This is a genomic window from Trinickia symbiotica, assembly GCF_002934455.1.
GTDB classification, from domain to species: Bacteria; Pseudomonadota; Gammaproteobacteria; order Burkholderiales; family Burkholderiaceae; genus Trinickia; species Trinickia symbiotica.
In genome coordinates, this window is record NZ_PTIR01000004.1 from 12,195 (window position 1) to 35,798 (window position 23,604).

Annotated in this window: 24 protein-coding genes and 1 tRNA gene; 1 reads left to right on the forward strand and 24 read right to left on the reverse strand. The window is 63.4% G+C overall.

Annotated features, from left to right (window positions below; all coding sequences use genetic code 11):
* The first annotated feature begins 126 nt into the window (after nucleotides 1-126).
* Nucleotides 127-819, forward strand: a complete 693-nt coding sequence (locus tag B0G57_RS07805; RefSeq protein ID WP_018442902.1) for a glutathione binding-like protein — start codon at nucleotides 127-129, stop codon at nucleotides 817-819.
* On the opposite strand, the gene B0G57_RS07810 is transcribed toward B0G57_RS07805, so the two are convergent.
* From B0G57_RS07810 to rpsO, 24 genes are all read right to left on the reverse strand, one after another.
* Nucleotides 816-1,262, reverse strand: a complete 447-nt coding sequence (locus B0G57_RS07810) for a MaoC family dehydratase (protein WP_018442903.1) — start codon at nucleotides 1,260-1,262, stop codon at nucleotides 816-818. The two genes, B0G57_RS07805 and B0G57_RS07810, sit on opposite strands and share 4 nt — an antisense overlap.
* A 21-nt stretch (nucleotides 1,263-1,283) precedes the next feature.
* Nucleotides 1,284-1,772, reverse strand: coding sequence for a DUF1178 family protein (locus tag B0G57_RS07815; RefSeq protein ID WP_018442904.1), 489 nt, complete (start codon nucleotides 1,770-1,772; stop codon nucleotides 1,284-1,286).
* Between the two features lie 117 nt (nucleotides 1,773-1,889).
* Nucleotides 1,890-2,501, reverse strand: a complete 612-nt coding sequence (locus B0G57_RS07820) for an NUDIX domain-containing protein (RefSeq protein WP_018442905.1) — start codon at nucleotides 2,499-2,501, stop codon at nucleotides 1,890-1,892.
* Nucleotides 2,502-2,560: 59 nt separating this feature from the next.
* The gene (locus tag B0G57_RS07825) at nucleotides 2,561-2,857 is read right to left on the reverse strand and encodes a DUF2818 family protein (RefSeq protein ID WP_018442906.1); all 297 of its coding nucleotides are present in this window, start codon (nucleotides 2,855-2,857) and stop codon (nucleotides 2,561-2,563) included.
* Between the two features lie 63 nt (nucleotides 2,858-2,920).
* Complete coding sequence (nuoN, locus tag B0G57_RS07830; protein ID WP_035469306.1) at nucleotides 2,921-4,396, reverse strand: NADH-quinone oxidoreductase subunit NuoN; 1,476 nt, start codon at nucleotides 4,394-4,396, stop codon at nucleotides 2,921-2,923.
* A gap of 25 nt (nucleotides 4,397-4,421) precedes the next feature.
* Nucleotides 4,422-5,915: an NADH-quinone oxidoreductase subunit M gene (locus B0G57_RS07835; RefSeq protein ID WP_018442908.1), complete on the reverse strand. Its 1,494-nt coding sequence runs from the start codon at nucleotides 5,913-5,915 to the stop codon at nucleotides 4,422-4,424.
* Nucleotides 5,916-5,935: 20 nt separating this feature from the next.
* A complete protein-coding gene (nuoL, locus tag B0G57_RS07840; protein ID WP_018442909.1) occupies nucleotides 5,936-7,981 on the reverse strand; it encodes an NADH-quinone oxidoreductase subunit L in 2,046 nt (681 codons plus the stop codon).
* A gap of 16 nt (nucleotides 7,982-7,997) precedes the next feature.
* A complete protein-coding gene (gene nuoK, locus B0G57_RS07845) occupies nucleotides 7,998-8,303 on the reverse strand; it encodes an NADH-quinone oxidoreductase subunit NuoK (RefSeq protein ID WP_018442910.1) in 306 nt (101 codons plus the stop codon).
* A 17-nt stretch (nucleotides 8,304-8,320) separates the two neighbouring features.
* A complete protein-coding gene (locus B0G57_RS07850) occupies nucleotides 8,321-9,016 on the reverse strand; it encodes an NADH-quinone oxidoreductase subunit J (RefSeq protein WP_018442911.1) in 696 nt (231 codons plus the stop codon).
* Nucleotides 9,017-9,142: 126 nt separating this feature from the next.
* Entirely contained in the window at nucleotides 9,143-9,631 is a 489-nt protein-coding gene (nuoI, locus tag B0G57_RS07855) for an NADH-quinone oxidoreductase subunit NuoI (protein ID WP_018442912.1), read from the reverse strand.
* Nucleotides 9,632-9,644: 13 nt separating this feature from the next.
* Entirely contained in the window at nucleotides 9,645-10,709 is a 1,065-nt protein-coding gene (gene nuoH, locus B0G57_RS07860; protein WP_018442913.1) for an NADH-quinone oxidoreductase subunit NuoH, read from the reverse strand.
* Nucleotides 10,710-13,046 (reverse strand): NADH-quinone oxidoreductase subunit NuoG, encoded by a 2,337-nt coding sequence (nuoG, locus tag B0G57_RS07865; protein ID WP_018442914.1) that lies wholly within the window; start codon nucleotides 13,044-13,046, stop codon nucleotides 10,710-10,712.
* 148 nt (nucleotides 13,047-13,194) lie between these two features.
* On the reverse strand, nucleotides 13,195-14,523 hold the full coding sequence (gene nuoF / locus B0G57_RS07870) for an NADH-quinone oxidoreductase subunit NuoF (protein ID WP_102607129.1): 1,329 nt from the start codon (nucleotides 14,521-14,523) through the stop codon (nucleotides 13,195-13,197).
* Entirely contained in the window at nucleotides 14,520-15,005 is a 486-nt protein-coding gene (gene nuoE / locus B0G57_RS07875) for an NADH-quinone oxidoreductase subunit NuoE (RefSeq protein WP_018442916.1), read from the reverse strand. The genes nuoF and nuoE overlap by 4 nt, the downstream gene beginning before the upstream one ends.
* Before the next feature lie 106 nt (nucleotides 15,006-15,111).
* A complete protein-coding gene (locus tag B0G57_RS07880; protein ID WP_018442917.1) occupies nucleotides 15,112-16,365 on the reverse strand; it encodes an NADH-quinone oxidoreductase subunit D in 1,254 nt (417 codons plus the stop codon).
* Nucleotides 16,366-16,374: 9 nt separating this feature from the next.
* Nucleotides 16,375-16,977: an NADH-quinone oxidoreductase subunit C gene (locus tag B0G57_RS07885; protein ID WP_018442918.1), complete on the reverse strand. Its 603-nt coding sequence runs from the start codon at nucleotides 16,975-16,977 to the stop codon at nucleotides 16,375-16,377.
* Nucleotides 16,978-17,006: 29 nt separating this feature from the next.
* Nucleotides 17,007-17,486, reverse strand: a complete 480-nt coding sequence (locus tag B0G57_RS07890; RefSeq protein ID WP_006052903.1) for a NuoB/complex I 20 kDa subunit family protein — start codon at nucleotides 17,484-17,486, stop codon at nucleotides 17,007-17,009.
* A gap of 68 nt (nucleotides 17,487-17,554) precedes the next feature.
* Nucleotides 17,555-17,914: an NADH-quinone oxidoreductase subunit A gene (locus B0G57_RS07895; protein ID WP_018442919.1), complete on the reverse strand. Its 360-nt coding sequence runs from the start codon at nucleotides 17,912-17,914 to the stop codon at nucleotides 17,555-17,557.
* Between the two features lie 191 nt (nucleotides 17,915-18,105).
* A tRNA-Leu gene (locus B0G57_RS07900) sits at nucleotides 18,106-18,190 on the reverse strand.
* Nucleotides 18,191-18,305: 115 nt separating this feature from the next.
* Complete coding sequence (secG, locus tag B0G57_RS07905) at nucleotides 18,306-18,698, reverse strand: preprotein translocase subunit SecG (protein WP_018442920.1); 393 nt, start codon at nucleotides 18,696-18,698, stop codon at nucleotides 18,306-18,308.
* A gap of 86 nt (nucleotides 18,699-18,784) precedes the next feature.
* Complete coding sequence (tpiA, locus tag B0G57_RS07910; protein ID WP_102607130.1) at nucleotides 18,785-19,588, reverse strand: triose-phosphate isomerase; 804 nt, start codon at nucleotides 19,586-19,588, stop codon at nucleotides 18,785-18,787.
* Nucleotides 19,589-19,679: 91 nt separating this feature from the next.
* Nucleotides 19,680-20,693: an NAD(P)H-quinone oxidoreductase gene (locus B0G57_RS07915; protein WP_018442922.1), complete on the reverse strand. Its 1,014-nt coding sequence runs from the start codon at nucleotides 20,691-20,693 to the stop codon at nucleotides 19,680-19,682.
* 117 nt (nucleotides 20,694-20,810) lie between these two features.
* Nucleotides 20,811-22,970, reverse strand: coding sequence for a polyribonucleotide nucleotidyltransferase (gene pnp / locus B0G57_RS07920; protein ID WP_026230085.1), 2,160 nt, complete (start codon nucleotides 22,968-22,970; stop codon nucleotides 20,811-20,813).
* A gap of 318 nt (nucleotides 22,971-23,288) precedes the next feature.
* Nucleotides 23,289-23,558, reverse strand: coding sequence for a 30S ribosomal protein S15 (gene rpsO, locus B0G57_RS07925; RefSeq protein WP_018442924.1), 270 nt, complete (start codon nucleotides 23,556-23,558; stop codon nucleotides 23,289-23,291).
* Nucleotides 23,559-23,604 lie beyond the last annotated feature (46 nt).

The following is a 23,604-nucleotide window of genomic DNA, read 5'->3' on the forward strand; positions in this document are numbered from 1 at the left end:
ACGCGCACCGAAACCGCACCGCCGAAGGGGGTTTGCGGCGCTGTCTGCGGCTCCCGTCGTTCTATGCTAATTTCCGGCTCGATCGGCGTTGCTTGTTGCGACGCCACCGTCCTACAAGGAGCCGCGATGATCGATGTCTATAGCTGGGCGACGCCGAATGGGCACAAGGTCCATATCATGCTCGAGGAAACGGGCCTCGAATATCGCGTCCATGCGATCGATATCGGTGCTGGCGATCAATTCAAGGCCGAGTTTCTCGCCATCAGCCCGAACAACAAGATCCCGGCGATCGTCGATGCCGACGGTCCCGGCGGCAAGCCGATCTCGCTCTTCGAATCAGGAGCGATCCTCCTCTATCTCGCCGAGAAGACGGGCAAATTCCTGCCGGCTGACCCGGTGGCGCGCTACTCGACACTGCAATGGCTCATGTTCCAGATGGGCGGCATCGGGCCGATGCTCGGGCAGACGCATCACTTTCGCGTCTATGCCCCGGAAAAGATCGAATACGCGATCAACCGCTACACGAACGAGGCCAAGCGCCTCTATGGCGTCATGGACACGCAGCTGAGCAAAACTCGGTACCTTGCCGGCGACGACTACACGATTGCGGATATCGCAGCCTTTCCGTGGACGCGCTCATGGCAAAACCAGGGTATCGAGCTCAGCGAGTTCCCGAACGTGAAGCGCTGGCATGAAGCCATTGCGGCGCGGCCGGCCGTCGTGCGTGGCGTCGAGGTGCTTTCTTCTGCCCGCAGGCCCCTGATGGACGACAAGGCGAGGGAAATGTTGTTCGGCGCCACGCAGTACGCGAAGCACTAAGCGCCGCGCAAACCGAAGATCACCTTCGATCGCACGGTCACGGCCGTCTCGCCCGCCTGATTGATACCCTCCCAAAGCAACGAGACGATGCCACGATCAGGCCGGCTCGCCGAAATGCGCTTCTCGAGGACCGAAATGAAAAGGTGAAGGGTATCGCCGGGGCGCACGGGCTTGGTCCAGCGAATCTCGTCGATACCGGGCGAACCCATCGAGGTCGAGCCGCTCAGCATGTTGCGGCCGCAAAGGCCCATGAGCACTGAGCACGTATGCCAGCCGCTCGCGATCAACCCGCCGAACGGGGAAGCTTTTGCGGCCGCCTCGTCGAGATGAAACGGTTGCGGATCGAAGCGCTCGGCGAACTCGAGGATCTCATCGACGCTGAATGTATGTGCGCCCGCGTCCCGCCGGGAGCCGACTTCGAGGTCCTCGAAGCTCAAACCCATCGCGCTGTCTCCTTGTTGGATTTACTGCAGCGACTCTTTCGACGCCCAGGCCCCAGGCACCGCCATGACGTCGATCCCTTCTTCGGCGAGCGAGCGCGCGTCATCGGGCGTGGCTACGCCGCGGATATTGCGGGCAGGCGCCTCGTTATAGTGGATGCGGCGCGCCTCCTCGGCAAACCGGTCGCCGACGTTTTCCGTGTTCTGGACCAGCTCACGTAAAGCACGCATGGCGCGCGCCTCGATTTCGCGCATGCGCTCCCTCTGCGCCGCGGGCGCATCCGCTTGCACGTCGCCGCCGGTGGACGGACGCCTTCCCGCCCCGCTCTCGTCGGGGCGCGTGGCGCCCGACAAGTTCAGGCGCGGTGCGGACGGGACACGGCTCACCGCGGTCGCGGCGCAAACGGGACATTCGACCAGCTTGCGCGACAACTGCGATTCAAACTCATCGACGGAGGCGAACCAGCCTTCGAACCGATGACCGTGCGGACATTGCAAATCAAGGACCTTCATGCTCGATCGGACAAAAACTGCGGCTAAGTGTAGCGCGAAAACGATTCCGGTGAACGACCGTTCACCGAACGAAACGGCTCATTCTAGCGCGCTTGCGCGAACCGCGCCGACCATGCCCTATTTGCCGAACAGTCGCGCCGCCGCGGCGTCGCCGGGCGTCCAGACGCCGGCGAGCACCTTCTCGAGCCAAAGGGTGCCGATGATCGTCTTCACATCGGTGATCGCACCGGTGCGAATCCATTCGGTGACCTGCGGCAACTCGGTCACGAAGGTCTCGAGAAATTCGCCGTCGTCGAGCTTGCGCTCGCCCGAGGTCAGTCCGCGCGCGAGAAAGATGTCGATGAACTCGGTCGAATACGAAATGATCGGATGGATGCGCGTCAGGAAGTGCCATTCACGCGCCGTATAGCCCGTTTCCTCTTGCAGCTCGCGTTGCGCACAGGCGAGCTCGTCTTCGTCGTCGTCGAGCTTGCCGGCCGGATACTCGACCATCACACGACCGATGGGATAGCGATATTGACGCTCGAGCAACACGCGCCCGTCGTCGAAAAGCGGGATCACCATCACGGCGCCAGGGTGCTGGACATATTCGCGCGTAGCCTGCTTACCGTCAGGCAGCCTCACGACATCGCGCTTGACGTGCAAAAACGAGCCCTTGTGGACGGTCTCGCCGGAAAGGCGCGTCTCGGTCAGCGACGCATCGTGGTCATTGTCGGGCAAGTCGGCCATGCGCTTTTCTCCGATAGGGAAGGAACGTCTCCTCCACTCCCCATTTGACGCTCGCTCCGTCAGCGGCGCCTGACGAGATATTGAAAGGTAAACCCCGGAAACGCGAAAACGAGGAAGAGGCAGAACGTGATCGCGTAAAACTGCCAGCCCTGCTCGAAGCGGTTGCCGGCGCGCGCTTCGAGCATGAAGCCGAGCGCACCGACCGCGAAATACAACGCAATCAGCTCGGCGAGCCTGATCCAGGCGCTCTTTTTCACCGCGCCGAGCGGCAGGACCGCGAAAAGCCGCTGATTGGCAAATGGCACGTTGGCGGCGAGCACCGCCAACAGGACGACGAACCAGCCTGCGGCCGACATCTCAGCTCCCCGTCCCCAAGGGGATCACCTGCGCGGCAGCGAACGACAATGAGCGCGGGGGCATCACAGTGCGACGGGCAGCGTGTGGGCGATGGCGTTCAGGCAGAGCGTCATCAACGGACCCGGCACGATACCCAGCACGAGCACGGCAACGCCGTTGAGCGTCAGCACCCAGCGATTGGCGATCGGGCTTGCAAGCGGCGCGTTGTCCTGCGGAGCGTCAAAATACATCAGCTTGACGATGCGCAGGTAATAGAAGGCGCCAAAGAGCGAGGTAATGACTGCTAGCACGACGAGCCAGACGAGCCCGGCGTTGAGTGCCGCCTGCAACACGGCCAGCTTCGCGTAAAAACCGACCGTCGGCGGGATGCCGGCGAGTGAAAACATCATCGCCATCATCACGAACGCATAAACCGGGCTGCGCTTGTTGAGGCCCTTGAAGTCGTCGAGCGTCTCCGCTTCGAAATCGCGGCGCGCCAGCAGCATGACGATGCCGAACGAACCGAGCGTCGTCAGGAAGTAAATGATGCTGTAGAACATCGCCGAGCTGTAGGCGCTCGCCATGCCGTCGGCCTTACCGTCGACGACGCCCGCCAGCAGGCCCAGCAGCACGAAGCCCATGTTCGAAATCGCCGAGTAGGCGAGCATTCGCTTGACATTGCGCTGCGCGATACCGGTGATGTTGCCGACGATGAGCGAGAGCGCGGCCAGGATGATCAGCATGTCCTGCCAATCGGCGGCGAGCGGCAGAAGACCCATCACGAGGAAGCGCAGGCCCCATGCAAACGCGGCTACCTTCGGGCCGCCGCCGACGAGCAGCGTCATCGCCGTCGGCGCGCCGTGGTAGACATCGGGCACCCACATATGGAACGGCACGGCGCCCATCTTGAATGCGACACCGGCCACGATGAAGATGACGCCGAAGAGCAGCACCGCGTCGTTGATCCGGCCCGATGCGATCGCCTTCAGCACCTCGCTCAGATCGAGCGAGCCCGTCGCGCCGTAGATCATCGAGATGCCGTAGAGCAGGAAACCCGAGGCAAGCGCACCGAGCACGTAGTACTTCATCGCCGCTTCGTTCGACTGCGACGCGTCGCGGCGCATCGCGATGGCCGCGTAGAGCGAGAGCGACATCAGCTCGAGGCCGAGATAGAGCGTGAGGAAGTTGCTGCCCGAGATCATCACGAGCTGGCCGAGCAGCGCGAACATGCCGAGCAGCAGGTAGTCGCCGCGGAAGAGGCCGCGGTCTTCCAGGTACTTGCGCGAGTAGATCATCGTGATCGCGTAGCCGATCGACACGACCGCCTTCATCGCACTCGCGAAGCCGTCGACGACGTACATGTGCGAGAAGAAGTACTGCTGCGGGGTGACGATCAGCGTCGCGAACCAGATGCCGGCGATGAGCGACGACAGCACGCCGATCAGATAGGTGACGCGGCGGCCGGAATCGCCGACGAACGTTTCGTTGAGCCAGGCCACGACGGCGGCCACCATGATGAGCGCGTCGGGCAACAGGACAGTCATAGAGGCGTTTTGCATGATCTTTTCGTTCCTCCGCTCGGCGTTACTGGGGCAGCGGCGGCAGTTTCGACTGCGCGACGTGGGAGAGGAGGTCCTGCACGGACACGTGCATTACATCGGTAAAGGGCTTCGGGTAGAGGCCCATGAACAGCGTCAGCGCCGCCAGCACGCCGAGCACGAGGAACTCGCGGCCGTTGATATCGGCAAGCGACTTCACGTGATCGTTCGTGACGGCGCCGAAGTAGACGCGCTTATACATCCAGAGCGTATAGGCCGCGCCGAGAATCAACGTGAACGCCGCGCCGAAAGCGATCCAGAAATTGTGCTGAACGGCCGCGAGGATGACCATGAACTCGCCGACGAACCCGGAGGTGCCCGGCAAGCCGCAGTTGGCCATCGAGAACAGCATGACGAGCGCCGCGAACTTCGGCATCACATTGACGACGCCGCCGTAATCGGCGATCTGGCGCGAATGCATACGGTCGTAGAGCACCCCGATGCAAAGGAACATCGCGCCGGAGACGAAGCCGTGCGAGATCATCTGCACGATCGCCCCTTCCGTGCCGAGCTGGTTGAAGATGAAGAAGCCGAGGGTGACGAAACCCATGTGCGCGATCGACGAATAGGCGACGAGCTTCTTCATGTCGGCCTGCACCATCGCGACGAAGCCGATGTAGATGACGGCGACGAGCGACAGTGTGATGACGGCGGGCGCGAGCGCGTGACTCGCATCGGGTGCGATCGGCAGCGAGAAGCGCAGGAAGCCGTACGCGCCGAGCTTCAGCATGATCGCGGCCAGGACGACGGAGCCCCCCGTCGGCGCTTCGACGTGCGCATCGGGCAGCCAGGTATGGACCGGCCACATCGGCACCTTCACCGCGAACGCGAGGAAGAACGCGATAAAGAGCAGCACCTGCGGCGTCATCGCGAGCGGCGCCTTCTGCCAGGCGGCGAGATCGAAGGTACCCGTTTGCACGTACAGGTAAATCAGCGCAACCAGCATCAGCAGCGAGCCGGCGAGCGTATAGAGGAAGAACTTGAACGCGGCGTAAATCCGGTTCGGACCGCCCCAGATACCGATGATCAGGTACATCGGGATCAGCGTCGCCTCGAAGAACACGTAGAAGAGCAGTCCGTCGACGGCCGAGAACACGCCGACCATGATCCCGGAGAGGATCAGGAACGCCGCCATGTATTGCGCGACGTTCTCGGTGATCACCTCCCAGCCCGCGATGACGACGATGACCGTGATCAGCGCCGTCAGCACGACGAACCACATCGAGATGCCGTCGACGCCGAGGTGATACGTGATATGGAAGCGATCGATCCAGTCCGACTGCTCGACGAACTGCAACGCGGCGCTCGACGAATCGAAGCCGCTGATCAACGGCAGCGTGACGATGAGCCCGAGGACCGAGCCGACGAGTGCAATCCAGCGCGCAGGCGCGGGGTTCTTGTCGGACCCGACGGCAAGGACGATCAGCCCGAAAACGATCGGCAGCCAGATCGCGACACTGAGAATCGGAAACGAGTGCATTGAGTTTTCTCTCCCCGCCTTTATTTCCCGCCGAGCGTGACAAACAGGGTAAGGAGCCCCAGCATGCCGATGATCATGGCGAACGCGTAGTGATAGATGTAGCCGGATTGCAGGAAGCGGATCACGCTCGCGAACCAGCCGATGAAGCGCGCGCTTCCGTTGACGATACCGTCGATGCAAACGACGTCGCCCTCCTTCCAGAGGCCGCGGCCGATGACCACCGCGCCCCGTGCGAAGACAACTTCGTTGATCTTGTCCATGTAGTACTTGTTGTCGAGCAGCGTGTAGATCGGCCCGAACGCGCGGCGGATCGTCGCCGGTAGGTCAGGACGCTTGAGGTACAGGAACCACGCCGTCACCACGCCCGCGAGTGCGAGCCACACGGGCAGCCCCGACACCGAATGCAGGCCCATTGCGAGCCAGCCGTGAAATTCTTCGGCCATCTCGTGCAGCGCCGGGTGGTTATCGGCAATGTAGATGACCTTGTCGAACGCGACGCCATGCTGATAGAAGTCCCCGTAGAGCATCGGACCGACGGCGATCGCACCGATGACGATCGACGGGATCGCGAGCAGCACGAGCGGCACCCACACGACCCACGGCGTTTCATGAGGCTCGTGCGAATGATGCGCGTGCTCGTCGTGGCCATGCTCGCCGTGCGCGGACGATTCGGCGCCGTGACCGTTGCCGAAATCCTGCGGATGACGGAAGCGCTCCTCGCCGTGAAAGACCATGAAGTACATCCGGAACGAGTAGAGGGCCGTCACGAAAACGCTCGCCACCACGGCGAAGTAGGCGAAGCTCGACCCCGGCAGATTCGAATGGGCGACGGCGTCGATGATCGAATCCTTCGAGTAGAAGCCCGAGAAGAACGGCGTGCCGATCAGCGCGAGCGAGCCGACCAGCGACGTGATCCACGTGATCGGCATGTACTTGTAGAGGCCGCCCATGTTGCGCATGTCCTGGTCGTGGTGCATGCCGATGATGACGGAGCCCGCGCCGAGGAACAGCAGCGCCTTGAAGAAGGCGTGCGTCATCAGGTGGAAGACAGCGACCGAGTAGGCCGAGGCGCCGAGCGCGACGGTCATGTAGCCGAGCTGGGACAGCGTCGAATAGGCGACGACGCGTTTGATGTCGTTCTGCACGACCCCGAGAAAGCCCATGAAGAGCGCCGTGATCGCGCCGATCACCATGATGAACGAGAGCGCGGTGTCGGAGAGCTCGAACAGCGGCGACATGCGCGTGACCATGAAGATGCCGGCCGTCACCATCGTCGCCGCGTGAATCAGCGCGGAGATCGGGGTCGGGCCTTCCATCGAATCGGGCAGCCAGACGTGCAGCGGGAACTGCGCGGACTTACCCATCGCGCCGATGAAGAGGCAGATGCAAGCTACCGTGATGAGCCCCCAGTCCGTGCCGGGGAACGTCATCGCGGCGAGCTCGTTGCGCTTCGCGAACACTTCGCCGTAGTTCATCGAGCCGGCATAGGCGAGGATCAGGCCGATGCCGAGCAAAAAGCCGAAGTCGCCGACACGGTTCACGAGGAACGCCTTCAGATTCGCGTAGATCGCGCTTTCACGCGTGAAGTAGAACCCGATCAGCAGGTACGACACGAGACCGACCGCTTCCCAGCCGAAGAAGAGCTGCAGGAAGTTGTTGCTCATCACGAGCATCAGCATCGAGAACGTGAAGAGCGAGATATACGAGAAAAAGCGCTCATAGCCGTCGTCGTCGGCCATGTAGCCGATCGTGTAGATGTGCACCATCAGCGAGACGAACGTCACGACGCACATCATCATCGCGGTCAGCGAATCGACGAGGAAACCGACCTCGAGCTTGAGCGATCCGACGCGCATCCATTCATAGATGGTCGCATTGAAGCTCGCGCCGTTCATCACGTCGGCGTAGACGATCGCCGAGAGCACGAACGAGATGAACACGCCGAGGATCGTGATCCGGTGGCTCCCTTTGCGTCCCACCACCTTGCCCGCGAGCCCCGCGATCAGCGAGCCGGCGAGTGGTGCGAGCGGGATGCCCAGCAGCAAATTTTCATTGAGTGTCGTCATGGCCGCAGTGCCTGAATTAGCCTTTGAGCTGATCGAGATCCTCGACGTTGATCGTGTCGAGGGTCCGGAAGAGAGTCACCAGAATCGCGAGGCCGATCGCCGCCTCGGCCGCCGCCACGGTCAGCACGAAGAACACGAAGATCTGCCCGTGCACGTCGCCGAGGTAATGCGAGAACGCGATGAAGTTCGTGTTCACCGCGAGCAGCATCAGTTCGATCGCCATCAGGATGATGATGATGTTGCGACGGTTCAGGAAAATGCCGACGATGCTGATCGCAAAGAGGATCGCACCGAGCACGAGGTAGTGAGCCAGGGTCAACATGTTTATCTCCTCGATGCTCAACCGTTGTTGCCGACGGCGCCCGCGCCGACGTTCGCGCCCGTCTCGCCCTGCGCGTCCGGGCCCTTGCCCGTCTCGAGCACCGCCGTTTCCGCCGGCATCTTCACGATCCGCACGCGATCTTTCGCGCGCACCTTGACCTGCTCCGAGACACGCTGGCGCTTGCTGTCCTTGCCCTTGCGCGCCGTCAATGCGATCGCGGCGATGATCGCCACGAGCAGCACGAGGCCCGCGACTTCGAACGCGAACACGTAGTCGGTGTAGATCGCCTTGCCGATCAGGAACGTGTTCGGGAGCGCGGCGGCCGCTCCGCCGCCCGTCGTCGCGTCGTGCACGGGCGTCGTCGTCGCGCCGTAGCCGTGCCAGAGAATCAGCGCCGTCTCGACGACGATGATCGCGCCGACGATGCTCGCCATCGGCACGAAACGCCTGAAGTCGCGCCGCAGCACGTCGAGATTGATGTCGAGCATCATCACGACGAACAGGAACAGCACCATCACCGCGCCGACATAGAGCAGCACGAGCAGGATCGCGAGAAACTCGGCCTCGAGCAGCATCCAGATGGCGGCCGCGTTGAAGAACGCGAGCACGAGAAAGAGCGCGGACCCGACAGGGTTGCGCGACGTGATCACCTTCAGCCCTGACACCGTCAGGAGCAGCGCGAAGATGTAGAACAGTACGGTCGTGAATTCCATGGTCACCGTTTCATCGTTAGCCCATCTTGAGGCTCAAGCGGTCGCCGGCACACAAGCCGGCCCTGCCGCGACGGCCTTACGCCGCCGCGCCAACCGCTCACTACTGACTACGTTGGTCAATCCTTGTCACCGATACGGGGCGTCGGCGGCTTTCGACGCGGCGATCTCGGCTTCATAGCGATCGCCGACCGCGAGCAGCATGTCCTTCGTGAAGTAAAGGTCGCCGCGCTTCTCGCCGTGGTACTCGAGGATGTGCGTCTCGACGATCGAATCGACGGGGCAGCTCTCCTCGCAGAAACCGCAGAAGATGCACTTGGTCAGATCGATGTCGTAACGCGTCGTGCGGCGCGTGTTGTCGGCGCGCGTTTCCGACTCGATCGTGATCGCGAGCGCCGGACAGATCGCTTCGCAGAGCTTGCAGGCGATGCACCGCTCTTCGCCGTTTTCGTAGCGGCGCAGCGCATGCAACCCGCGAAAGCGCGGCGAGATCGGCGTCTTTTCCTCGGGGAACTGCACCGTGAACTTGCGCTTGAATGCGTAACGGCCCGTCAGCGCCAGCCCCTTGATGAGCTCGGTCAGGAAAAACGTCTTGAAGAAGTTTTGAATTGCGGTCATTTCGTTCCGCCCTTTATTTCCAGATGTTCAGCGGCGACATGATCCAGAACCCGATCACCACCACCCAGAGGATCGTCACGGGCAGGAACACCTTCCAGCCGAGACGCATGATCTGGTCATAGCGATAGCGCGGGAACGTCGCACGCGCCCAGATGAACACCGACAGCAGCGCGAACACCTTCAGGACGAGCCAGAAGATGCCCGGGATGAACGAGAGGAAGCCGAACGGCGCGCTCCAGCCCCCGAGGAACAACGTTGCCGCGAGCGCCGAGATCACGATCATGTTGATGTACTCGGCAAGGAAGAAGAGCGCGAACGCCATCCCCGAGTAATCGATCATGTGACCGGCGACGATCTCCGACTCCCCTTCCACGACGTCGAACGGGTGGCGGTTCGTTTCGGCGATGCCCGAAATGAAATAGACGACGAAAACGGGCAGAAGCGGCAGCCAGTTCCACGAAAGGAACGTGATACCGTGGCTCGCAAAAAAGCCGTGCTCCTGCGAGCCGACGATGTCGGACAGGTTGAGGCTCCCCGAGGTCATCAGCACGACGACGAGCGCGAAACCCATCGAGACCTCGTACGAGACCATCTGCGCGGCGGCGCGCATCGCGCCGAGGAACGCGTACTTCGAGTTCGACGCCCAGCCCGCGAGGATCACGCCGTAGACTCCGACCGACGAAATCGCGATGACATAGAGCAGACCCGCGTTGATGTTGCCGAGCACCGCGCCGGCCTGGAACGGAATGACCGCCCAGACGGCGAACGCCGGCACGACGACCATGATCGGCGCGATCAGATAGAGCCAGCGCGCCGCGGCCGTCGGCTGAATGACTTCCTTCAAGAGCAGCTTCAGCACGTCGGCGATCGGCTGCAGCAGACCCGCGGGGCCGACACGGTTCGGCCCGAGACGCACGTGCATCCAACCGATCAGCTTGCGCTCCCAGAGAATCAGGTACGCCACGCAAAGCAGGATGACGACGGACACCACGACGATGCGAACGAGCGCCCAAATCGTGGGCCACGCCGCGCCGAGCGCCTGGCTGCCGCCCGCATTGATCGTATCGAACAAGCTCATTTAAGCCTTCTCCACCAGCAGTTCACCGAACAGGCCGCCGAGCGCCGCCGCCGCGGGCGTGGCCGCGGGCACGCGAACGACCGTCTCCGCCAGATCCGCATCGCGGACCGCGCTCGAGATGACCGCACGGTCGCCCTGGCGCACGCGCACCGGGTCGCCCTCTTTCAAGCCGAGCTTATCGAACAGTCCCGCCGGCAAGCCGATCGTGTGCGCCGCGCGCGCCGCGGCCGTCAGATGCAGCGACGGCGCCCGACGCACGAGCGGATCGGCGTGATAGATCGGCACATCGGCGACGCGCTCGAAGCCGGCCGGCTGCGCGAGCGTGCCGTTCGCCGCCGGCGCGGCGGCTGCGCGGTTCGACAGCTTGGCGCGGATCGCGCCGTCGCCGTCGGCGATGGCCGCACGGCGGACTTCGTCAACGGTGTCGTAATCGAAACCGGCAAGGCCGAGCACATTGCCGAGCACGCGCAGCACTTTCCATGCGGGGCGCGTTTCGCCGAGCGGCCGCACGACGCCGCTGAATCCCTGCAACGTGCCCTCCGCATTGACGAACGAGCCGGCCGTTTCGGAGAACGGCGCGATCGGCAGCAGCACGTCGGCATATTCGGTGCCGGTCTTGAAAGCCGTCAGCATGACGACCGACTCCGCCTGACCGAGCGCCGCGAGCGCCTGCGCCGGGTTGGCCGTGTCGAACTCGGGCTCGACGTTGAGGAGCACGTAGCCCTTGCGCGGCTTTTCGAACGCCTCGCGTGCATTGAGGCCGCCGGCGTCGGGCAATGCGCCGACGACATGCGCGCCGACCGTGTTGGCCGCTTCGGTCAGGAAGCCGAGCGTGGCGCCCGTGTTGTCGGCGATCCATTGCGCAAGCGCATGGATACGCGAGAAATCGGGATGCTGGACAACGCTGTTGCCGAGCAGGACGACGCGGCGCTCGCCCGTCGTCAGCGCGGCCGCCACGTCTTGCGCCGCGGCCGACGCCTCGACGCCGCCGAACCCTTCGGGCAGCGCCACGCCGCGCGCCTGCGAGACGGCGCCGGCCACACCGGCGAGCGCGGCCAGCCACTGCGACGGCGCGGCGACGATCGTCTTCGCGCTCGGAATCAGCGAGTGGTCGCCGGTCGCATGCAGCAAATGCAGCTTGGCGCCCGTCTTCGCGGCCTGCCGCAGACGGGCGGCCGGCAGCGGATGATCGCGGCGCAGGAAGGAGCCGACGACGAACGCGGCGTCGAGCGTCGAAAGCTCGGCGAGCGGCACGCCGAGCCACGGTGCGCCCGTGGGCACGGCGGAGAAATCGGATTGGCGCAGGCGGAAGTCGACGTTCGGCGTGCCGATCGCCTTGGCGAGCGCCTTCAGGAGGAACAGTTCTTCGACGCTGCTGTGCGGGCTGCCCAGCATCGCGAGCGCATTCGCGCCGTGCTCGTCCTTGATACCCTTGAGCGACTTCGCCGCGTACTCGAGCGCCGTCTGCCAGTCGGTTTCGAGCCACTGGCCGCCTTGCTTGATCATCGGCTGCGTCAGGCGCTCTTCGCTATTGAGCCCCTCGTACGAGAACCGGTCCTTGTCCGAGATCCAGCATTCGTTGATGGCCTCGTTCTCGAGCGGCAGCACGCGCATGACGCGGTTGTTCTTGACCTGGACGACGAGGTTGGCGCCGACGGAATCGTGCGGGCTCACCGACTTGCGCCGCGACAGCTCCCACGTGCGTGCGCTGTAGCGGAAAGGCTTGCTCGTCAGCGCGCCGACGGGGCACAGATCGATCATGTTGCCGGACAGCTCCGAGTCGACGGTCTTGCCGACGAACGTCGTGATTTCGGAGTTCTCGCCACGGCCCAGCATGCCGAGCTCCATGACGCCTGCGACTTCCTGTCCGAAGCGCACGCAGCGCGTGCAGTGGATGCAGCGTGTCATCTCTTCCATCGAGATGAGCGGGCCGACGTTCTTGTGAAAAACGACGCGCTTCTCCTCGCTGTAGCGCGAGGCGGACTTGCCGTAGCCGACGGCGAGGTCCTGCAGCTGGCATTCGCCGCCCTGGTCGCAGATCGGGCAATCGAGCGGGTGATTGATGAGCAGAAATTCCATCACCGACTGCTGCGCCTTGACCGCCTTCTCGGACGTCGTGCGCACGACCATGCCGGCCGAGACGGGCGTCGCGCAGGCCGGCACGGCCTTCGGCATCTTCTCGACTTCGACGAGACACATCCGGCAGTTGGCCGCGATCGAAAGCTTCTTGTGGTAGCAGAAGTGAGGGATGTACGTATCGACCTTATGGGCAGCCTGGATCACCATGCTCCCTTCGGGCACCTCGACCTTCTTCCCGTCTATTTCAAGTTCAACCATGATGGTGGATGGTCCTTAACCTATTTACCGCTCGTTCGCTCGCGTCGCGCGCGCCGCGCGAAGTCGGCGAGCGTGAGCCGATGCGATCAATTGCTTGCCGCCGGCACCGCGCAACCCGGGGCTTTCGCCTTTTGCCCCGAGGCCGCCGTTACGCGACCACCGCCTCGACCGTCTGGGGCGTCCCCGCATGCCCGCCGACGAGGCAACGCTTGTGCTCGACGTGATAGGCGAACTCGTCCCAGTAGTGCTTGAGCATGCCACGCACGGGCATCGCCGCCGCATCGCCGAGCGCGCAGATCGTGCGGCCCATGATGTTGTCGGCCACCGAGTTCAGCAGGTCGAGGTCTTCCTTGCGGCCCTGACCGTGCTCGATCCGATTGACGACGCGCCAGAGCCAGCCCGTGCCTTCGCGGCAAGGCGTGCACTGGCCGCACGACTCTTCGAAATAAAAGTACGACAGGCGCAGGAGCGAGCGCACCATGCAGCGCGTCTCGTCCATGACGATGACGGCACCCGAACCGAGCATCGACCCGACCTTGGCGATCGAATCGTAGTCCATGTCGGTTTGCATCATGATGTCACCGGGCACGACCGGCGCCGACGAGCCGCCCGGAATGACGGCCTTCAGCTTCTTTCCGCCGCGCACGCCGCCCGCCAGCTCCATCAGCGTCGAGAACGGGGTGCCGAGCGGCACTTCATAGTTGCCCGGCCGCTCGACGTCGCCCGAGACCGAGAAGATCTTCGTGCCGCCGTTGTTCGGCTTGCCGAGCTCGAGATACTTCTGGGGTCCAATGTCGAGAATGAACGGCACCGCGGCGAACGTCTCGGTATTGTTGATCGTCGTCGGCTTGCCGTAGACGCCGAAGCTCGCCGGAAACGGCGGCTTGAAGCGCGGCTGTCCCTTCTTGCCTTCGAGCGATTCGAGCAGCGCCGTCTCCTCGCCGCAGATATAGGCGCCGTAGCCGTGATGGGCATGGAGCTGGAACGAAAAGCCCGAGCCGAGGATGTTCTCGCCAAGGAACCCGGCGCGGCGCGCCTCTTCGAGCGCCTCCTCGAAACGCTTGTAGACGTCCCAGATCTCGCCGTGAATGTAGTTGTAGCCGACCGTGATCCCCATCGCATAGGCGCCGATCGCCATGCCCTCGATCAGCGAGTGCGGGTTCCAGCGTAGGATGTCGCGATCCTTGAACGTGCCAGGCTCGCCTTCGTCCGAATTGCAGACGAGATACTTCTGCCCCGGAAACTGGCGCGGCATGAAGCTCCACTTGAGACCGGTCGGGAAGCCCGCGCCGCCTCGTCCGCGCAAGCCCGACGCCTTGACGTCGGCAATCACCTGCTCGGGGGGAATCTTCTCTTCGAGAATGCGGCGCAGTTGCTTGTAGCCGCCGCGCGCGACGTAATCCTCGAGATGCCAGTTCTCGCCGGTGAGGCCCGCGAGAATCAGCGGTTTGATGTGACGATCGTGCAAAGACGTCATTTCGAAAGCTCCTCGAGCAGCTGCTCGATCTTGTCTCGACTCATGAAGCTGCACATGCGCGTGTTGTTCACGAGCAGCACCGGCGCGTCGCCGCACGAGCCGAAGCATTCGCCTTCCGTCAGCGTGAACTTGCCGTCGGGCGTCGTCTCGCCGAAGTCGATGCCGAGCTTGTGCTTCAGATAGTCGGCCGCGCTTTCGGCGCCGCCGTGGGGGCCGAGCTGGCACGGAAGATTCGTGCAGAGGGTGATCTTGAACTTGCCGACGGGCTCCGTCTCGTACATCGTGTAGAACGTCGCAACCTCTTGCACGGCGACAGCCGGCATGCCGAGGTAGTCGGCGACGTACTGCATGAGCTCGGGCGAGAGCCAGCCATGCTCTTCCTGGGCGACGGCCAACGCCGACATGACGGCGGACTGCTTCTGATCCGCGGGGTACTTCGCGACCGCGCGATCGATTTCTTTCAGGCCTTCAGCTGAGATCATTTTCTGAACACGACTCTTTCAAAACCTACCGAACGAAAACCTGCCGCCGATTGCGCGGCAGACCCAGCGCTCTTGCATTCCTTGCCTTTCGCGCGGCGCCTGCGTTTCAACGATCGATCTCGCCGAACACGATGTCCTGCGTGCCGATGATCGTCACCGCGTCCGCAATCATGTGGCCGCGCGCCATTTCGTCGAGCGCCGCAAGGTGTGCGTAGCCGGGCGCACGAATCTTGAGGCGATAGGGCTTGTTCGCGCCGTCCGAGATCAGGTAGATGCCGAACTCGCCCTTCGGATGCTCGACCGCCGCGTACGCTTCGCCTTCCGGCACGTGGAAGCCTTCGGTAAAGAGCTTGAAGTGGTGAATCAGCTCTTCCATGTTCGACTTCATGGACACGCGCGAAGGCGGTGCAACTTTGTGATTGTCCGTCATCACGGGACCGGGATTCTTCCGCAGCCACTCAATGCATTGTTTCGCGATCCGCGTCGATTGACGCATTTCCTCGACGCGCACGAGATAACGATCGTAGCAATCCCCGTTCACGCCGACCGGAATGTCGAAATCGAGCTGGTCGTAGACTTCGTAGGGCTGCTTCTTGCGCAGATCCCATTCGATGCCCGAGCCGCGCAGCATCGCTCCCGTCAAGCCGAGCTGCAGCGCGCGCTCGGGGCTCACGACGCCGATGCCGACCAGGCGCTGCTTCCAGATCCGGTTGTCGGTCAGGAGCGTTTCGTACTCGTCGACGCAGCCCGGAAAGCGTGTGAAGAAATCGTCGATGAAATCGAGAAGCGACCCTTGGCGCGCCTCGTTCAGTCTCTCGAGCGCCTTGGCATTGCGAATTTTCGACGGCTTGTATTGCGGCATCGCGTCGGGCAGATCGCGGTAGACGCCGCCGGGGCGATAGTAGGCCGCGTGCATGCGCGCGCCCGATACCGCCTCGTAGACGTCCATCAGATCTTCCCGCTCGCGGAACGCGTAAAGGAACACGGCCATCGCGCCGACGTCGAGCGCGTGCGCACCAATCCACATCAGATGGTTCAGGCAGCGCGTGATCTCGTCGAAGAGCACACGGATGTACTTCGCGCGGATCGGCACGTCGATTCCGAGCAGCTTCTCGATCGCGAGCACATAGCCGTGCTCGTTCGCCATCATCGACACGTAATCGAGCCGGTCCATGTACGGCACCGACTGGATGAACGTCTTGTTCTCGGCGAGCTTTTCGGTCGCGCGATGCAAAAGGCCGATATGCGGATCGGCGCGCTGGATCACTTCGCCGTCGAGCTCGAGGACGAGGCGCAGCACGCCGTGCGCGGCCGGGTGTTGCGGACCGAAGTTGAGCGTGTAGTTCTTGATCTCTGCCATGGCGCCCTCTTAGTGTTTCAGACCGCCGTAGCGATCCTCGCGGATCACGCGAGGCGTGATTTCGCGCGGCTCGATCGTCACCGGCTGGTAGACGACGCGCTTCTCTTCCGGGTCGTAACGCATTTCCACATAGCCCGAGATCGGGAAATCCTTGCGGAACGGGTGGCCGATGAAGCCGTAGTCGGTCAGGATGCGGCGCAGGTCCGGATGCCCCTCGAAGACGATGCCGTAGAGATCGAACGCCTCTCGCTCGTACCAGTTCGCCGAGTTCCAGATTTCAACGACCGACGGCACGATCGGCAGATCGTCGTCGGGTGCGAACACGCGCACGCGCAACCGCCAGTTGTTCGAAATCGAGAGCAGATGGAGGACCGCGGCGAAGCGAGGACCGTCATAAGCGCCGTCGCCGTACGTTTGATAGTCGACGCCGCACAAGTCGATCAACTGCTCGAAGCCGAGCGAGCGATCGTCGCGCAGGCGCTTCGCCACGTCGAGGAAATCGCCCGCCTTCACGACGATCGTGAGCTCCCCGACCGATTCGGTGATGCTCGAGAGACGGCCGCCGAAGGCCGCCTCGAGGTTCGCTTTGAGAGTCTCGAGTTTGCTTGCCATGTTGTGGGGAAGCTGGATCTGTTCTGGGGCTATTGCCGGGCGATCGTGTTCGTGCGGCGGATCTTCGCTTGCAGCTGGATCACGCCGTAGACGAGCGCCTCCGCGGTGGGCGGACAACCGGGCACGTAGACATCGACGGGCACGATCCGGTCGCAACCGCGCACGACCGAGTACGAGTAGTGGTAGTAGCCGCCACCGTTCGCGCACGAACCCATCGAAATGACCCAGCGCGGCTCGGCCATCTGGTCGTAGACCTTGCGCAACGCCGGCGCCATCTTGTTGCAAAGCGTGCCGGCGACGATCATCACATCCGACTGACGCGGACTCGGGCGGAACACCACGCCGAACCGGTCGAGATCGTAGCGGGCCGCGCCCGCGTGCATCATCTCGACCGCACAGCAGGCAAGCCCGAACGTCATGGGCCAAAGCGACCCTGTGCGCGTCCAGTTGATCAGCTTGTCAGCCGTCGTGGTGACAAACCCTTCCTTCAAGACCCCTTCGATACTCATTTGCTTTGCACTCCAAACGGAGCGGCGCGCGCTTAGCCGCCCGCGAGAAATCGGCAATTAACGATCCATCATTCCCACTCGAGCCCGCCCTTGCGCCAGATATAGGCGAATCCGAGCAGCAGTTCGACGAGGAAGATCATCATCGACAGGAAGCCGAACCAGCCGATGTCGCGCAGGGCAACGCCCCACGGGAACAGGAACGCGGTCTCGATATCGAAGATGATGAAAAGGATGGCGACGAGGTAATAGCGTACGTCGAACTTCATACGCGCGTCTTCGAACGCCTCGAAGCCGCATTCATAGGGGGCGTTCTTGTCGCTATCTGGCTTGCTGGGACCGAGGATCTTGCCGATGCTGACAAGCGCAATGCCCAAACCCAGGCCCACGAGGAGGAAGAGAAAAACGGGGAAGTAGGCTGCGAGGTTCAAGACTATCCTCTAACGGTTGGTTCTAAGTGCCACGGAGACCGACTGCTGATGCCATCCCCGATCGAAAAATCACTTCACACTGCCCACACATCCCGCGCAACGTGCCCCTGCACCGCAAGGATGCCGCAAGCTTAACCCCAGAAGTGGAAATGCCAGCCGAAGCGAAGCAAGCGGCTGGCATTGGATAACGTTGGTGCCGACGGCGAGACTCGAACTCGCACAGCTTTCGCCACTACCCCCTCAAGATAGCGTGTCTACCAATTTCACCACGTCGGCACTGACTGCAACCCGGGACAGAACTCTTCGAGACCCGCGAATCGCTTCAAGACTTAAATTCTAACCTGTCCGCTGGATTTGTTCAACGCACAAATACGACGTTCAGCGAAAAAGATCATTTCGGAACGGCCGGCGCCGGCGCGCTCTGCCCCGATGCGGGAGCCGGCGCAAGCGCGGCCGACGCGGCGGGCGCGGAAGCGGGACCGGCGGCCGAAGCAGTGACGGGCGCCGTCGGGGCCACACCGAGCACACCGGCCGAAGGCTTCGATTTATACGAGCCGATGTAGGTCAGCGCGAGCGTTGCGGCAAAGAACACCGCTGCCAGGATTGCCGTGGTGCGCGAAAGGAAATTCGCTGACCCCGTCGCGCCGAAGAGACTCCCCGATGCACCGCTGCCAAACGCCGCGCCCATGTCCGCGCCCTTGCCGTGCTGAAGCAGCACGAGACCGATGATACCGAGCGCCGACAGCAGCTGTACGACGATGACCAACGTTTTGAAAAACAGCATCACATTCACCTGAATTGAGGTTTAGGCGCAAAGCGCCTTTCGCTTGCGCACCCGGAAGCAAAGCCGGCACGGTTCGCCGCGCGCCTTCAGCGCGCCGCGCCCGCCGCCTGCGCCGCCTGCGCCGCCTGCGCCGCCGCGCAGATTGCAAGAAAATCCTGACTCTTCAACGACGCGCCGCCGATGAGGCCGCCGTCGATGTCCGCCTGCGAGAAAAGCGCCGCGGCGTTCTCCGGCTTGACGCTGCCGCCGTAAAGCAGCGGTACGCTTGCGAGCACCGCATGCTTGCCGAGGAGACGCGCACGCAAGAACGCGTGCACCTCCTGCGCCTGGTCGGTCGTCGCCGTCCTGCCGGTGCCGATCGCCCAGACCGGCTCATAGGCGATGACGACGCGCGCCGTTTCATCGACGGACAGCTTCGCGAGCAGTGCGTCGATCTGGGCGCCGACGACCGCCTGCGTTGCGCCGCTTTCGCGCTCTTCGAGCGTCTCGCCGACGCAGACGATCGGCGTCAGACCCGCTTGCAACGCGCGCTGGGCTTTCGCGGCCACAAGCTCCGAATGCTCGCCATGATAGGCGCGCCGCTCCGAGTGTCCGACGATGGCAAGCGTTGCGCCGAACTCGAGTGTCATCTCGGCGGCCACTTCGCCCGTATAAGCGCCATGCGTATAGGCCGAAACGTCCTGCACGCCCCAGGCGAACGGAGTACCGCTTAGCGCCGCCTCGACCTGCGCGAGATAAGGGGTCGGCACGCAAACGCCCACCCGGATACCGGAGCAGGCGCCCGCACCGCTGGCAAGAGCCCGCAAGAGCGCCTCGTTATCGGCGAGCCGCCCATGCATCTTCCAGTTGCCGACCACCCATTTCTTTCGTTGCCCAGGTTGTCTCGCCATCGTCCCCGAACTCCCCTGTGTCGCCCTACGCGATTCGACTACGCAACGCGCACGCAAAACGCGCAATTTTACTGTGCGCGAGCACGGCGGGTCAAACTTGCGTCCAATCCAGCACGATCTTGCCGACGTGCTCGCCGCTTTCCATGAGCGCGTGCGCATCCGCCGCCTGCGGCGCAGGCAGAACGCGATAGACGATCGGCTTCACGCGTCCGTCCTCGACGAGCGGCCAGACATGCTCCTTCAGCTGCCTCGCGACCGCCGCCTTGAAGTCGACGGAGCGTGCGCGCAGCGTCGAGCCTGTGACGGTCAGTCTCCTGCGCAGAATCTCGTTGAGATTCACCTCGGCCTTCGCGCCGCCGAGCAGCGCGATGATCACGAGCCGCCCGCCGTCGGCAAGCGCCGACAGCTCGCGCGGCACGTAACCGCCCGCCACCATGTCGAGAATCACATCGACACCGCGATCGTTCGTCAGCGACTTCACTACCTCGACGAAATCTTCCGACTTGTAGTTGATCGCGCGCTCGGCGCCGAGCGCTTCGCAAGCCAGGCATTTGTCGGCCGTGCCCGCCGTCGCGAAGACTCGGAAGCCCCGCGCGTGCGCGATTTGGATCGCCGCCACGCCGATGCCGCTCGTGCCGCCCTGCACGAGCAGCGTTTCGTTGGCCCCTCCCTCTCCGGCGCCGAGCTGTCCGCGCTCGAATACATTGCTCCAGACGGTGAAGAACGTCTCGGGCAGCGACGCGGCCTCGACATCGGAGAGGCCGGCCGGCACCGGCAAGCACTGCGCGAGCGGCACGGCCGCGTATTCGGCGTAGCCGCCGCCCGCCAACAACGCGCAAACGCGATCGCCGATCCTGAGGCCGAACGGATTGTGCTTGTCTTCGAGCGCGCCGCCGACGATCTCGCCGGCGATTTCGAGGCCCGGCAGGTCGGAGGCGCCCGGAGGCGGCGCATAAGCGCCTTTGCGCTGAAACACATCGGGGCGGTTGACGCCCGATGCGGCGACCTTCACCAGCACCTCGCCGGGCGCGGGCTCGGGCTTTGGCCGCTCGGCCAGCGCGAGCACCTCGGGGCCGCCGAATTCGGTAATTTCGATTGCTCTCATCTACCTCACCTCTCTCGCTGACGGGTTCGCGCAGCAACTTCACGCGGCACTATTCTGATAAAAAAACGGCCGGCTCGCTCGCAAGCGCACCGGCCGCTCATCATCGTCGTCGCAGCGTTACTGCTGCGGCGCCGACTCACTCTCCACGGCACCCGACCCACCCGAGGCGGCCTCGTTGAGCAGCGCCTTGGCCGACAGGCGAACGCGACCCTTCTCGTCCGTCTGAATGACCTTGACTTTGACCTGCTGGCCTTCGCTCAGGTAGTCCTTGATGTCCTTGATGCGCTCGTTGGCGATCTCGGAGATGTGCAGCAGGCCGTCCTTGCCCGGCAGGATATTCACGATCGCGCCGAATTCGAGCAGCTTGAGGACGGTGCCTTCGTACACCTGGCCGACTTCGACCTCCGCCGTGATCTGTTCGATGCGGCGCTTCGCTTCGGCCATGCCTTCGCTGCTCGTGCTCGCGATCGTGACGACGCCGTCGTCGGAGATGTCGATCGTCGTGCCCGTTTCCTCGGTCAGCGCGCGGATGACGGAGCCGCCCTTGCCGATCACGTCGCGGATCTTCTCCGGATTGATCTTGATCGTGATCATGCGCGGCGCGAATTCGGAGAGCTCGGTGCTCGCCCCGGCCACGGCGTCCTTCATCTTGCCGAGGATGTGCATGCGCCCTTCCTTTGCCTGCGCGAGCGCGACCTGCATGATCTCCTTCGTGATCCCCTGGATCTTGATGTCCATCTGCAGCGCCGTGACGCCTTCGGCCGTGCCGGCCACCTTGAAGTCCATGTCGCCGAGGTGATCCTCGTCGCCGAGGATGTCGGAGAGCACCGCGAACTTGTTGCCTTCGAGGATGAGGCCCATCGCGATGCCGGCCACGTGAGCCTTCATCGGAACGCCCGCATCCATCAATGCCAGACAGCCGCCGCACACCGAGGCCATCGACGACGATCCGTTCGACTCGGTGATCTCCGAGACGACGCGAATCGAATAGCCGAACTCGTCGGGCCCGGGCAGGCACGGCGAGAGCGCGCGCTTCGCGAGCCGGCCATGGCCGATCTCGCGCCGCTTCGGCGAACCGACACGGCCGGTTTCGCCCGTCGCGAACGGCGGCATGTTGTAGTGGAGCATGAAGCGTTCGCGGTACTCGCCTTCGAGCGCATCGATGATCTGCTCGTCGCCTTTCGTGCCGAGCGTTGCCACGACGAGCGCCTGCGTCTCGCCGCGCGTGAAGAGCGCCGAGCCGTGCGTGCGCGGCAGCACGCCGGTGCGAATCTCGATGGGGCGAACGGTACGCGTGTCGCGGCCGTCGATCCGCGGCTCGCCCGAGAGAATCTGGCTGCGCACGATCTTCGCCTCGAGGTCGAACAGGATGTTGCCGATCGTCGCCTTGTCGACAGGCAGCTTGCCCGCCGCGAGCGCCTCTTCGTCGAGCTTCACGCCCGTTGCCGCGTAGGTTTCCTTGAGCTTGTTCGAGCGCTCCTGCTTGTTGCGGATCTGATAGGCGCCGTCGAGCTGTGCCTGCGCGAGCTCGGTCACGCGCGCAATCAATGCCTCGTCCTTCGCTGCCGGCTGCCAATCCCATTCGGGCTTGCCGCCTTCACGGACGAGCTCGTGGATCGCATCGATGGCGGTCTGCATCTGCTCGTGGCCGAACACGACGGCGCCGAGCATCACGTCTTCGGGCAGTTGATCGGCTTCCGATTCCACCATCAGCACGGCACGCTCAGTGCCGGCGACGACGAGGTCGAGGCGCGAATCCTTCATCTGCGTGCGTGTCGGGTTCAGCACGTACTCGTTGTTGACGTAGGCCACGCGCGCGGCGCCGACCGGGCCGTTGAACGGAATGCCCGACACGGCGAGCGCGGCCGATGCGCCGATCAACGCGGGAATATCGGCCGGCACTTCCGGGTTCACCGACAGCACGTGCACGACAACCTGCACTTCGTTGTAGAAACCTTCGGGAAAGAGCGGGCGCAACGGCCTGTCGATGAGACGCGACGTCAGCGTCTCGTGTTCCGACGGGCGCCCTTCCCGGCGGAAGAAGCCGCCCGGGATCTTGCCGGCCGAGTACGTCTTTTCCAGGTAATCGACGGTCAGCGGGAAGAAATCCTGGCCGGGCTTGGCCGCCTTCGCGCCGACGACGGTCGCGAGCACGACGGTGTCTTCGATATCGACAATGACGGCACCGGTGGCCTGGCGAGCAAGCTCGCCCGTCTCGAGGCGAACGTTGTGCTGCCCCCATTTGAATTCTTTGACGACTTTATTGAACATTGACATGGTCACTCCTTGCTTTCTCTCACTTTCTCTTTGCTCGTCTTCGTTGTCGATTGTCGCCGCGCGGCATGACGAGACATGCCGGCAACGACGCCGCGGGCCCTCGCGACACGGGAAGAGGAGTGTTATGCCATTCCAGCGCGCCGCTCGTCGGCACTCCGGCTCTTATTCGTGCACCGCACTGGAATGACACAAAGCTCTAGCCCGTCTCTCAGCGACCCTCTGCGGCCTCATGCGGCCTTGCGCGGTCGAAAAAAACAAAATGCCTGCATCAGCATGCTGACACAGGCATCTTGCATGAAGCGACGACCGCCGCGCCGATTACTTGCGCAGACCCAGCTTTTCGATCAGCGAACGGTAACGGTCGGCATCTTTGCCCTTCAGGTAGTCGAGCAGCTTGCGGCGACGGCTCACCATGCGCAGCAGGCCGCGGCGGCTGTGGTGATCCTTCACGTGCGACTTGAAGTGGGCGGTCAATTCGTTGATGCGGGAGGTCAGCAGAGCAACCTGAACCTCGGGCGAACCCGTATCGTTCGCGGCGCGCGCGTATTGCGCGACGATGTCGGACTTCTTGATATCAGCTACAGACATGTGATTTCCTTTGAATCTGACAGGCGGTCACGGAGGAACGGCCGTG